Raw genomic sequence first — 13,594 nt, 5'->3', positions numbered from 1 at the left:
CTATTTCGATTTAGAAATAATTTTTCCCAATAAAAAAATCTCCTACTCAAGGTAGAAGATTTCAATCTTATAAACTTAATCCGTCATGTCCGATACCAAAGTTCGACGTTCCAATGGAATACTGCACATAACTAGCAAGAAAATGAAACCTGACTGAATCCAGAAGAGGGCCAAGTCAAAGATTCCGTGTACAGCAACCACTGTAAGAAAAGATAGATAAAGACCAATAATCGGACGTTTCCCCGACTCCTGACTCATATCCATCATCAAGCGAACAGGAGCCACAGAAGACAAAACTAGTAAAATGGTCCCCACAATTCCGTAACTCAGAATCGTATCGATATAAAGACTGTGAGCATGTTCATGATAAGGAGCATGTATCCGAGGATAAGAGTGCATATAGGTTAATGGCCCCTCACCCCAAAAAGGATTTTGCTTAAATAAGGCCATCCCAGCATCCCAGATAGAAATCCGTTCTTCCATAGAAGAGTCTAAAGTCCCCATCCGAACTCCTAAATCACTGGAAAAAAGGAAACTCAAGCCAATCGCAAAGACCCCAATACTAAGCCAAAAGGCCTTCCAGTTTTTAATGGTCGTAAAGAGATAGATAATGGCTCCAGCGATAATAGCAGGAAAGGCAGTTCGATTTTGCGTAAAATTCAAACCGAAGAGATTACCAAAGCCTGCAATCACACAGAATACTTTCAACCAATTCAACTTGGTCGTTGTAAACAGATAGAAAGCAATCATGATACAGAAACAACAAATAATTCCATAATAATTAGGATTAAAGAAGGTCACTTCTGCACGATTCTGATGCCACACCTGCATATTGGGTGAAAGAAAAGCATAGTTGAATTTCTTCACAATTTGGAAATGTTCTAAACTCGCAAAAGCAGCTGACAAGACGCTACCAAACAAGACGAGCTGCAAAATCAATCGAAAGAATTTATGTGATAAAATCGACTGATAGTGCAAAAAGAAAACAGTAAATAGAAAAATTCCTACTGAAGCCACAAGACCCATCCAATTTTGAGCAAAAGTGGATATAACAGTACTATAGCCAAGAAAAAGAAGTAGCATCGGATGCTCCCCCATTTTCTGAAGAATACTTTTCATATCTCCTGTAAAAATCAAACTGATAATATATAAACAGAATACAACTACAAAAAGATAAAAGGGTAAAAAGATACTCAGGATAATTCCCAATAAAATCAGTTCTTTACTAGACAACCCTTTCAGCTTTTCAATAAAGCCTATTGATTTCAAAATGAATCCTTTCTCTCCAAATCAATTGATTCAGATAATAGTAAGCTATCCTTTATTGTACCACTTTTTTAGCAATTTGAAAACAAAGGAATCGCTTCCATAGGTAAAAAAGCGAGCAAAAATACTGAGATTTCACAACTCAAGCTTAATAACTAGATTCACTCTAAAAAATCGTGCCGAAAATAGTAGGCATATGTTAAAATAGTAGTAATAAAATATAGATTAGAAGCAACTATCCAAACTAAAATCAAATCATATACTATTCTTAAAGAAAGGAAACACTATGAAATCCTACCAAGCCGTCTACCAAATTCTAGCTAAAGAAACCGACTATATCAGCGGAGAAAAAATCGCAGAAGAACTATCCCTAAGCCGAACATCAATTTGGAAAGCCATCAAGCGTCTAGAACAAGAAGGCATTGAAATTGATAGTATCAAAAACAAAGGCTACAAACTGGTGAATGGAGACCTTATTCTTCCAGAACTTCTAGAACAAAATCTTCCAATTAAAATCAGTTTTAAACCCGAAACAAGATCAACACAACTCGATGCAAAAGAAGCAATTGATTTAGGAAATGAAGCAAACACCCTCTATCTAGCTTCCTATCAAACAGCTGGCCGAGGACGTTTTCAACGTTCTTTCTACTCCCCACAAGGTGGCATTTATATGACACTCCATCTTAAACCCAATCTGCCCTATGACCAATTACCATCCTACACACTACTTGTAGCAGGAGCTGTCTACAAAGCCATTAAGAACCTAACTTTAATTGATGTCGACATAAAATGGGTCAATGATATCTACCTAAACAATCATAAAATTGGAGGAATCCTTACTGAGGCAATGACCTCTGTAGAAACTGGCTTAGTCACAGATATCATTATTGGAGTAGGTATTAATTTCACTATTAAAGACTTTCCTCAGGAATTAAAAGAAAAAGCTGCTAGTTTATTTAAAACACCAGCACCTATTACCAGAAATGAATTAATCATAGAAATCTGGCGGACTTTCTTCGAAACACCAGCAGAAGAACTATTATACCTATACAAAAAACAGTCATTCGTTCTAGGAAAAGAAGTTACTTTCATACTAGATCAAAAAGACTACAAGGGACTTGCTAAAGATATCTCAGAAAATGGCAAACTTTTAGTTCAATGTGATAACGGAAAAGAAATCTGGCTCAATAGCGGAGAAATTTCACTCAAGAGTTGGAAGTAATAATAAACTAGCACAACCATAGAATCGACAATATATAAAGATTTTAGCTTTTCTGCAGCCCTATACAGTTGAAAAAGAGCCATTTTAAGGAGAATTCTAGTAGGAATACCAGTCGTTTCTAGGTAAGGGATCTTAGACGGTTTTTGAAAGTCATATTTCTTCATTTGACTTCCAGAACTAGGACAAGATGGGGCATTGTAATCCAGTTTCGCGATGATTTCCTTGTGAGTATCCCTATTGACGATATCTAAAATCTTGATATTTTGGTCTTTGATATCGAACAATTTTGTGATAAAATGTAACTATTCCATATGATTCTTTCTAATGATGGTTTGGTTGCTTTTCATTATGGATCATATGGAACTTTTTTCTACATAAAAATAGGCTCCATAATATTTATAATAGATTTACCCACTACAAATAATATAGAGCATTTTTTATGTGGAAAACTCAAGGAAATCATCGCTTTTTTCATAAAAAAATGCTATAATGAAGGGTATGAAATATCACGATTATATCTGGGATTTAGGTGGAACTTTACTAGATAATTATGAAACTTCAACAGCTGCATTTGTTGAAACTTTAGCGCTGTATGGTATTACACAAGACCACGACAGTGTCTATCAGGCTTTAAAGGTTTCTACTGATTTTGCGATTGAGACATTCGCTCCCGACTTAGATCATTTTTTAGAAAAGTACAAGGGAAATGAAGCCCGAGAGCTAGAACACCCGATCTTATTTGATGGAGTTGCTGACTTATTGGAAGACATTTCAAATCAAGGTGGGCGTCATTTTTTAGTCTCTCATCGAAATGATCAGGTCTTGGAAATTTTAGAAAAAACCTCTATAGAAGCTTATTTTACAGAAGTGGTGACTTCTAACTCAGGCTTTAAGAGAAAACCAGATCCTGAGTCCATGATTTATTTAAGAGAAAAGTATCAAATTAACTCTGGTCTTGTCATCGGTGATCGGTCGATTGATATCGAAGCAGGGCAAGCTGCTGGACTCGATACCCACTTGTTTACCAGTATCGTGAATTTAAGACAAGTATTAGACATGTAAGAAAAAGGAATAAGATGACAGAAGAAATTAAAAATCTGCAGGCACAAGATTATGATGCCAGTCAAATTCAAGTTTTAGAGGGCTTAGAGGCTGTTCGTATGCGTCCAGGGATGTATATCGGATCGACCTCAAAAGAAGGTCTTCACCATCTAGTCTGGGAAATTGTTGATAACTCAATTGATGAAGCCTTGGCAGGATTTGCTAGCCATATTCAAGTCTTTATTGAGCCAGATGATTCGATTACTGTTGTCGATGATGGGCGTGGTATCCCAGTCGATATTCAGGAAAAAACAGGTCGACCTGCCGTTGAGACCGTCTTTACTGTCCTTCACGCTGGAGGAAAGTTTGGCGGTGGCGGATACAAGGTTTCAGGTGGTCTTCACGGAGTGGGGTCTTCAGTAGTTAATGCCCTATCCACTCAACTAGACGTTCATGTCCACAAAAATGGGAAGATTCATTACCAAGAGTACCGTCGTGGTCATGTTGTCGCAGACCTTGAGGTAGTTGGAGATACGGATAAAACGGGAACAACAGTTCACTTCACACCGGATCCAGAAATTTTCACTGAAACAACAACCTTTGATTTTGATAAATTAAATAAACGGATTCAAGAGTTGGCCTTTCTAAATCGTGGTCTTCAAATATCCATCACAGATAAGCGTGAGGGGTTAGAACAAACTAAGCATTACCACTATGAAGGTGGGATTGCTAGCTACGTTGAATATATCAATGAGAACAAGGATGTAATCTTTGATACACCAATCTACACAGATGGTGAGATGGATGATATCACAGTTGAAGTAGCCATGCAGTACACAACGGGTTACCATGAAAACGTCATGAGTTTTGCCAACAATATTCATACCCATGAAGGTGGAACGCATGAACAAGGTTTCCGTACAGCCTTGACACGTGTTATCAACGATTATGCTCGTAAGAATAAGTTACTGAAAGACAATGAAGACAATCTGACAGGGGAAGATGTCCGTGAAGGCTTAACTGCAGTTATCTCAGTTAAACACCCAAATCCACAGTTTGAAGGACAAACCAAGACCAAACTGGGGAACAGCGAAGTAGTCAAGATTACCAATCGTCTTTTCAGTGATGCCTTCTCTGATTTCCTCATGGAAAATCCACAGATTGCCAAGCGTATCGTGGAAAAAGGGATTTTAGCTGCCAAGGCTCGTGTGGCTGCTAAGCGTGCGCGTGAAGTCACTCGTAAAAAATCTGGTTTGGAAATTTCCAACCTTCCAGGGAAATTAGCAGACTGTTCTTCTAACAATCCTGCGGAAACAGAACTCTTTATCGTCGAAGGAGACTCAGCGGGTGGATCAGCCAAATCTGGTCGTAACCGTGAGTTCCAGGCTATCCTTCCAATTCGCGGTAAGATTTTGAACGTTGAAAAAGCAAGTATGGATAAGATTCTAGCTAACGAAGAAATTCGTAGTCTTTTCACAGCGATGGGAACTGGATTTGGTGCAGAATTCGATGTTTCAAAAGCCCGTTACCAAAAGCTCGTTTTGATGACCGATGCCGATGTCGATGGAGCCCACATTCGTACCCTTCTTTTAACCTTGATTTATCGTTATATGAAACCAATCCTAGAAGCTGGTTATGTTTATATCGCCCAACCACCAATCTATGGTGTCAAAGTTGGAAGTGAGATTAAAGAATATATCCAGCCAGGAGCAGACCAAGAAATCAAACTCCAAGAAGCCTTAGCTCGTCACAGTGAAGGCCGTGCTAAACCAACTATTCAGCGTTATAAGGGGTTAGGTGAAATGGATGACCATCAATTATGGGAAACAACCATGGATCCAGAACACCGCTTAATGGCTAGAGTTTCTGTGGATGATGCGGCTGAAGCAGATAAAATCTTTGATATGTTGATGGGAGATCGAGTAGAGCCTCGTCGTGAATTTATCGAAGAAAATGCCGTCTATAGTACACTTGATGTCTAAAAAATCGGGAGAAGTAGTTCCCTTGGTCTAAAAAATATGATATAATCATTACGATTGTTTCAAGTAAAAAAGGAGTTTAATATGTCTGGTACACTAGTAATTTATCTTGCAATTGCTGTTGCAGTTTTCTTAGTGATTGCCTATGCTATCGCAATCTACGTACGAAAACGCAATGAAAGTAAATTAGCAATTTTAGAAGAGAAAAAAGAAGAGCTGTACAATCTTCCAGTAAACGATGAAGTTGAAGCTGTAAAAAATATGCACTTGATTGGACAAAGTCAAGTGACTTTCCGTGAGTGGAACCAAAAATGGGTTGACCTATCTCTTAACTCTTTTGCGGATATCGAAAATAATCTTTTTGAGGCAGAAGGCTATAACAACTCATTCCGTTTTTTCAAGGCCAGTCATCAAATAGACCAAATCGAGAGTCAAATTACCTTGATTGAAGAAGATATTGCGGCAATTCGTAATGCTTTGGCAGATTTGGAGAAACAAGAGTCTAAAAATAGTGGACGTGTTCTTCATACTTTGGACTTGTTTGAAGAGTTGCAACACCGAGTGGCTGATCATTCTGAAGAATATGGCCAAGGTTTATCTGAAATCGAAAAACAATTGGAAAATATCCAATCAGAGTTTTCTCAGTTTGTTACTTTGAACACTTCAGGTGACCCAGTAGAAGCTGCTGTGATTTTGGATAATGCTGAAAATCATATCTTGGCTTTGAGTCACATAGTAGATCGCCTGCCAGCAATTGTAAAAACATTATCTAAAGAGCTACCTGATCAATTGGAAGATTTGGAAGACGGTTACCGTAAACTTTTAGATGCTAATTATCATTTCGCTGAAACGGATATTGAATCTCGCTTCCAATTGCTTTATGAAGCTTTGAAGAAAAACCACGAAAATATTGCACAATTAGAGTTGGATAATGCTGAGTATGAAAATACTCAAGTTCAAGAAGAAATCAATACACTCTATGATATCTTTACACGAGAAATTGCTGCTCAAAAAGTAGTAGAAGGCTTAGTTGCAACCCTTCCTACATATTTGAAACACATGAAAGATAGTAATGCTGTTTTAGTGGAAGATATTCAACGATTGAGTAACAATTACCTACTATCTGAAACGGATGTTAGTCATGTTCATAGATTACAAGCTGAGTTAGAATCTTTAGAAGAATCTGTATTGGAATTAACTTCTGAACAAGAGGAACATTCTGAACCTTATTCATTCCTTGAAGATCGTTTGGAAAACTTACAAGCGACTTTGAAGGAAATTGAAGATGAACAAGTTGCGGTTAGTCAACGCCTTGCTCAGATTGAAAAAGATGATATCAATGCTCGCCAGAAGGCAAATGTTTATGTTAATCGTCTTCACACAATTAAGAGATATATGGAAAAACGCAATCTTCCAGGTATTCCTCAGAATTTCTTACAGTTGTTCTTTACAGCAAGTAACCATACTGAAGAGTTGATGGCTGAACTAGAAGAAGCTCGGGTCAATATCGAAGCTGTGAACCGTATGCTTGAAATTACAACCAATGATATGGAAGCACTTGAAGAAGAAACATATAATATTGTTCAATATGCAACATTGACAGAACAATTGCTACAGTATTCGAACCGTTACCGCTCATTTGATGAACGAATTCAAGAAGCTTTTAATGAATCATTAGAAATTTTTGAAAAAGAATTTGATTATCATGCTTCATTTGATAAGATTTCGCAAGCTTTGGAAGTTGCAGAACCAGGTGTAACCAACCGTTTTGTCACTTCATACGAAAAAACACGTGAGACGATTCGTTTCTAACATAATAAAAGGCTCGATAATATTTGTAGTGGGTACCCCCCTATAAATATTATGGGGCCCCTCTCCTGTTCAAAACGAGTAATAGTACTTATTTCTCATTGAAATTATAGCCTGAATTTGATATGATATTTCTATGGATAAAAGTAGAGCAAATCGTGTTGAGCACGATAAAAAGAGAATCGGTTTAATAGCCCTAGTAGCTATCTTTTCAGTAAGTATTTGTGTCCTTGGTTCAATGATTGGATACAAAGTATATACAAAGCAAAGTTTTGAACAAAGGATTGAATCTCTCAAAAAAGAGAAAGATGATCAATTGAGTGAGGGAAATCAGAAAGATCATTTTCGTAAGGGACAAGCCGAAGTAATTGCCTATTATCCTCTCCAAGGGGAGCAAGTGATTTCATCTGTAAAAGAAATCATGACACAGGATATTAAGGAAAATCTGGAAGACAAGGAAAATCTAGTTTTTTATTATACGGAGAAACAGGATTCGACTTTAAAAGGGATTGTTAACCGAAGTGTGATGAAACAAGTCTATGATTTAACTTCGTCAAAAGTTGAAGAGACTGAAAAAACTAGTCTGGCAAAAGTCCATTTGACAGAAGATGGTAAACCTTTTACACTTGATCAATTATTTTCAGATCCTAGTAAAGCCAAAGAGCAGTTGTTAAAAGAAATCACCTCTTTCTTACAGGATAAGAAATTGGACCAAGAAAAGATTGATCAAGTTGTTAAAGGCTTCTCTGAACAAGACTTGTCTGCATGGAATTTTGATTACAAGGATAGTCAGATTATCCTTTATCCAAGTCAGTCAGTTGAAAATCTAGATGAGATTGCCTTACCAGTATCTAGTTTCTTTGATGTAGTACAATCCTCTTATTTATTAGACAAGGATGCCGAACTTTATAAGGCTTATTATGAAAAGAAAAACCAAAAAGTGGTAGCTCTAACTTTTGATGATGGACCAAATCCTGCAACGACAAATCAAGCATTAGATACACTTTCTAAGTATGGTATCAAGGCAACTTTCTTTGTTTTAGGTAAGAATGTTTCTGGAAATGAAGAGGTTTTGAAACGCATGAAATCGGATGGCCATGTTATTGGAAACCATAGTTGGAGTCATCCAGTGCTTTCAAAACTTTCACTTGACGAAGCTAAAAAACAGATTACTGATACTGAGGATGCGCTAACTAAAGTGTTGGGTTCTAGTTCCAAACTTATGCGTCCGCCTTATGGAGCCATTACAGACGACATTCGAAATAGCCTTGATTTGAGTTTTATTATGTGGGATGTGGATAGTCTGGATTGGAAGAGTAAGAATGAAGCAGCAATTTTGACAGAGATTCAACGTCAAGTTCGTAATGGTTCGATTATCTTAATGCATGATATCCATGCTGAAACAGTCAATGCTTTACCAAAGATTATAGATTATCTAAAAGAGCAAGGATATCACTTTGTCACAGTTCCTGAAATGCTTAATTCACGATTAAAAGCACATGAACTATTCTATGACCGTGATCAGTAAGACTTTTGCTGAATAACTAATTAAATCGTAAGTAATTTTTCAATAAATAAATTTAGTCTTGTATTAATCGAGGCTAAATTTTTTTATGTTTAAATCTCATGATAGGATTGGTTAATATTACAATTTTGTTACAAAATAATATTTTGATAGAATTTTCAGATAATTTGGTATATAATACTTTTAATTTAAATAAAAAGGAGTGATTTTATGGGAGATTGCAAAGATTTTTGTCATAACAAGTACCAAATAGCAACAATTTTTCTGCTAACGGTCTTTGCTTTCGGATTTGCTTTCGCACAGGTTAGTGCCGATGAGGGAAAATTTGAAACATCCAATCAAGTTACACGTACTGTAACGACTAATAAATTAGATGATTCAAATAAGCTTGCATCACCAGTCACGGCTGACAAGAATGCTCTAAATTCTTCTTCGAAAGAAAAAACAGAAGTGATAGAGTCATTAAAACAAGATGATTCTATCGAGTATAGAGATAATAAGTCAGACAAGGATTTAACCACACAGAAAGAAACGACTGCTATAAAAAGTGAAGAGAAGAAGGAAGAATCAGCAGTGAAAAGTAATTCTTCTTCAGAAAGCATACAATCACAGTCGTTATCTCAAGGTGGACATAAAGAAAAGCCGAACAGTATCTCCAGTAATGAAATTATTACTGTCCCTAAAACCTGGGAAGCAGGACATAAAGGACAAGGAACTGTAGTCGCTGTTATAGATTCAGGTCTTGATTTGAATCATGAGGTTTTGCGTATTTCTGATCCGTCAAAGGCGAAATTTAAAAATCAGGATGATATCGAAAAAGCTAAAAAGGCTGCTGGTATTGACTATGGGAAATGGTACAGTGACAAAGTAGTATATGCTTATGATTACTTTGATGGAACTGATAATATAAAAGAGGCTGAAAAAGAGTCTCATGGAATGCACGTTACTGGAATTGTAGCTGGAAATCCTGTTAATAAAGCACCGAATTCTGAGAAGGTTTACGGGGTGGCGCCAGAAGCTCAAATTATGTTTATGAGAGTTTTTTCAGACAGAGATAAAACTACAGCCTCTGCCCTTTATGTAAAAGCTATTGATGATGCTGTTGCATTAGGTGCAGATGTGATCAATATGAGTTTGGGTGCAGGTGCGGGTTCAACGGTAGATGCTGGTTCAGATATCATTGATGCAGTAAAAAGAGCACGCGCTAAAGGAGTATCTGTTGTTATCGCTGCAGGTAATAGTAATACTTTCGGTAGAGGTTTTTCACAACCATTGGCAGCAAATCCTGATTATGGTCTTGTCGGAAATCCCTCTACAGTGGAAGATTCAATTTCTGTTGCTTCTATTAATAATAAAATTCTAACTACTGAAGTCTTTGAAGTAAAAGGTTTAGAAAATGACGCTACCCTTGATTATGGTAAGTTTGATTTTAATAGACCTGAAACAGAAAAAGATTTTGAAAACGGGAAAGAATACGAATATGTAGCAGCGGGTATTGGTCGTGAAGAAGATTTTGCTAATATTGATGTAAGAGGCAAGTTAGCACTGATTCAACGTGGTAAAATTAATTTTTCTGATAAGATTAAAAATGCTCTTCAACATGGTGCAGCTGGAGTTTTAATTTATAACAACGTTGAAGGTGCAAATGTTAGTATGTCTGTTACAGGTGATGCTAAGAAAATCCCATCTGTCTTTATTTCAAAACATTATGGTGAAATTCTTAAGTCTGGTCAGTATAAAATTGTCTTTAATCACAAGATGGATAATCGTAAATCAGATGTTGCAGACCAATTGTCAGATTTTTCAAGTTGGGGAGTTACAACAGATGGACAATTGAAACCAGATGTTACTGCACCTGGTGGAAATATCTATTCATCATTTAACGACAATAGCTATGGAAGTATCAGTGGAACAAGTATGGCTGCTCCTCATGTAGCTGGTGTCGCAGCATTAGTCAAAGAATATTTAGCAAAGAAACATCCTGAATTATCAGCTAGTCAAATTTCAGAGATTGTAAAAGCTTTAATTATGTCTACTGCAAAACCACATTTTAATAAACAGACTGGAGCCTATACTTCTCCACGTCAGCAAGGTGCTGGTGTAGTTGACACGATGGCTGCAACAAGCACAGATCTATTTGTAACAGGTGCAAATAACTATCCAAGTGTTACTCTTGGCAATGTTGGTGATAAATTTACCTTTGAAGTTACAATTCATAATATTTCGGATAAAGACCGAACATTGAAGATGATTGTAAATACAAATACTGATGAAGTTGAAGAAGGGAAATTCACTCTCCGTCCACGAAAACTAACTGAAACAGTCTGGCCTGAAGTAACTGTGAAAGCTCATAGTACGAAGACAGTAACAGTTAGTGTAGATACAAGTAAGTTTACTGAAGAACTTAGCAAAATAATGCCAAATGGATATTTTCTAGAAGGATTTGTTAGATTTGTCAATCCTGCAGATGATGGTTCTGTTATTGGTTTACCATTTATGGGATTTAAGGGAGAATTCCAAAATCTACCTGCAATTGAAAAACCAATTTATCAATTGATTAAGGAAGGAAACAGTGGATTTTACTCTGAAATTGATAAAGATAATCCAGGAATTTCACCTTCAGACGATGCAACTTATTTAACAAGTTCTGAAAATGATGTAAATGTTTTAAAAGCAGAGCGTCAAGGAAGTCGAATGACTGTACTCGGAGTGAAACAAGATACTGAAGGCAAATACCATCTTCAATTAGATGAAAAGGGGAACATCCGCCTTGCTATCTCGCCAAATGAGGATGGTAATAAAGATTCTGTTCGGTTTAAAACTCTTGTCTATAGAAACTTGGTAAATCTTCGTGCGACGGTTTATGCTTCTTCGGATACAACACACAGTCAGCCTATTTGGCAAAGTCGTCCAACAGACCTTGTAAAAAATTATTTTGATGGCGATACTAGAAATCCAAGAAGTTATATTGTAGATAAAACAGCTTGGGGAGGACAGGATTCTAATGGAAATCGAGTTTCTGATGGAATTTATGACTATGTTATTAGTTATAAGCCAGATGTCCCTGGAGCTGAGGAACAATATACAACATTTAAAATTCAAATCGATACACAAAAACCTCTGATTACTTCGGGATATATTCGTTCTCAAAAAGATCAAGAACAATTTATAGCTCGTAAACCTCAGGATGTAGGAAATGGCGGAATTCTTCTAGAAAAAGTCTTTTATATTCGTCCTTCTGAAAATAGAGAGGCGACAGATTCAGAAATCGAACAGTATCAAATTATCAAACAAAATGAAGATGGTAGTTATACACTTCCTAAGAACGTTGATAAATCGAAAATCTTCTATTATGTAGAAGACTTTGCGGGAAATGTAGATTTTATATCTCTCAAAGATCTTGTAGGTGAAGAAAATAGTGGTCGTGTAAAAATTGCTATACTAAACAATAAAACCAAGGATGAGATTGATACAACTTATGTTTATCGCATTAAAAATAGCGAAGGTCAATATGTAACCGTTGATAAGTCAAAAGATATTAATTTCTTGAAATTTGGGCATTATGTTGCAGAAATTTTTAGCTATGACCGTACAGAGTTGAAATTTGTGAGTGCTCTATCGAAGGAATTTGATTTAACGAAAGAAAATAGTTTTCAAACTATTACCTTCTTGGCTAACAAAATGAAATATGCCCCAGTAACGGTTGGCTTTAATCAAGCTGTTCCTGGAACTACAACGATTACTTTAGTAGGTGAAGACGGTCAGAGTCAAGTCTTGCCAGCTGAAACATATGGTAAACATTCTTATGGTAAGAAAGTGGTTACTGGTGAATATAAAGTTCTTGTAAATCTATCAAACGGTTATGAATTACTTGATAATCTTCAACCATTTAAAGTTCTGTTTGGTAAAAATAATGTTTTGTCACTTTCAGTTGTTTCTAAGTTAGCTCTGATTGCAGCTTTAAATAAACAAATGGAAGTAGTTAAAACTCCGAGATATTATAATACAAAACAGAAGTTAAAAGAGATTTTTGATCAAAGTGTCAAAGATGCGCAACTAGCATTGGGAAGTAAACTTAACCAAGATAAAATTGACCAAATTGTTAAAGCTTTAGAGTCTGCTATGCAAACATTGGATGGTAAGGAATCTGATATCACATCATTGAAGAATGCCATTAAAGCATATGCTGAGACAGTTAAAAAAGGTAAATATATAAATTCTGATCAAGAACGCAAAGGTCGATATGATCGTGAATTTAAACTCTTGGCATTATTAATTACAAAAGATTTGATAACTCAAGATGAAATCGACCGTCTATTGACCGCTTTCTTACAAGCACAAGAACAGTTGAATGGCAAAGAAACAGATTTCATGAGCCTAAAAAATGTTATCGTGGATGAAGTGAAGTTCCAAGACAAAGATCCAAGATTTTTGACAGCTAGCAAAGAGGAGAAAGATTCATATAATCTTATTTTCAACAAAGCTAAGCTACTTTTGGAAAATGCAGAAGCTAGTCAAGAAGAAATTAATGAAGTAATCAATGCTCTAAAAGAGACGGCTGTAAAACTTAAGGCTAATAAAGTAGAGATTCCAACTAAACCAGTTGTAACGATTAAGCCAGTTAATCCAACTAAACCAGTTGTAACGATTAAGCCAGTTAATCCAACTAAACCAGTTGTAACGATTAAGCCAGTTAATCCAACTAAACCAGTTGTAACGATTAAGCCAGTTAATCCAACTAAACCAGTTGTA

At 36.3% G+C, this 13,594-nt stretch carries 7 protein-coding genes and 1 pseudogene; 6 read left to right on the top strand and 2 right to left on the bottom strand.

Going from position 1 to position 13,594, the window contains the following annotated elements; genetic code table 11:
* Window positions 1–75 precede the first annotated feature (75 nt).
* On the bottom strand, window positions 76–1,269 hold the full coding sequence (locus tag LG372_RS08505) for an O-antigen ligase family protein (RefSeq protein WP_115903961.1): 1,194 nt from the start codon (window positions 1,267–1,269) through the stop codon (window positions 76–78).
* 283 nt (window positions 1,270–1,552) lie between these two features.
* On the opposite strand from LG372_RS08505, the gene birA reads away from it, so the two are divergent.
* Entirely contained in the window at window positions 1,553–2,488 is a 936-nt protein-coding gene (gene birA, locus LG372_RS08500; protein ID WP_225742597.1) for a bifunctional biotin--[acetyl-CoA-carboxylase] ligase/biotin operon repressor BirA, read from the top strand.
* A 44-nt stretch (window positions 2,489–2,532) separates the two neighbouring features.
* Here the strand turns inward: birA and LG372_RS08495 are convergent.
* Window positions 2,533–2,781: pseudogene (locus LG372_RS08495) on the bottom strand (ISL3 family transposase); the annotation flags it as partial.
* A gap of 205 nt (window positions 2,782–2,986) precedes the next feature.
* Between LG372_RS08495 and LG372_RS08490 the strand changes: the two are divergent.
* The 5 genes from LG372_RS08490 to LG372_RS08470 all read left to right on the top strand — a co-directional run.
* Window positions 2,987–3,550 carry an HAD family hydrolase gene (locus tag LG372_RS08490; RefSeq protein ID WP_185760942.1) on the top strand — a complete coding sequence of 188 codons (564 nt, stop codon included), beginning with the start codon at window positions 2,987–2,989 and terminating at the stop codon, window positions 3,548–3,550.
* 14 nt (window positions 3,551–3,564) lie between these two features.
* A complete protein-coding gene (gene gyrB, locus LG372_RS08485) occupies window positions 3,565–5,511 on the top strand; it encodes a DNA topoisomerase (ATP-hydrolyzing) subunit B (RefSeq protein WP_000134040.1) in 1,947 nt (648 codons plus the stop codon).
* A gap of 81 nt (window positions 5,512–5,592) precedes the next feature.
* Entirely contained in the window at window positions 5,593–7,320 is a 1,728-nt protein-coding gene (gene ezrA, locus LG372_RS08480; RefSeq protein WP_033681389.1) for a septation ring formation regulator EzrA, read from the top strand.
* 133 nt (window positions 7,321–7,453) lie between these two features.
* A complete protein-coding gene (pgdA, locus tag LG372_RS08475; protein WP_225742596.1) occupies window positions 7,454–8,845 on the top strand; it encodes a peptidoglycan-N-acetylglucosamine deacetylase PgdA in 1,392 nt (463 codons plus the stop codon).
* A 207-nt stretch (window positions 8,846–9,052) separates the two neighbouring features.
* On the top strand, window positions 9,053–13,594 hold a 4,542-nt coding region (locus LG372_RS08470), incomplete at its 3' end, for a S8 family serine peptidase (protein WP_225742595.1).

It is taken from the genome of Streptococcus sp. Marseille-Q5112 (genome assembly GCF_916700555.1).
GTDB lineage: Bacteria > Bacillota > Bacilli > Lactobacillales > Streptococcaceae > Streptococcus > Streptococcus symci.
Note: the sequence above shows the minus strand (reverse complement) of the source record. Positions and strands in the feature narration are given on the sequence as shown.

Excerpts from the sequence above, each read along its gene's own strand:
- birA (WP_225742597.1), top strand. The coding sequence starts at position 1,553 with ATGAAATCCTACCAAGCCGTCTACCAAATTCTAGCTAAAGAAACCGAC.
- LG372_RS08490 (WP_185760942.1), top strand. The coding sequence starts at position 2,987 with ATGAAATATCACGATTATATCTGGGATTTAGGTGGAACTTTACTAGAT.
- gyrB (WP_000134040.1), top strand. The coding sequence starts at position 3,565 with ATGACAGAAGAAATTAAAAATCTGCAGGCACAAGATTATGATGCCAGT.
- ezrA (WP_033681389.1), top strand. The coding sequence starts at position 5,593 with ATGTCTGGTACACTAGTAATTTATCTTGCAATTGCTGTTGCAGTTTTC.
- pgdA (WP_225742596.1), top strand. The coding sequence starts at position 7,454 with ATGGATAAAAGTAGAGCAAATCGTGTTGAGCACGATAAAAAGAGAATC.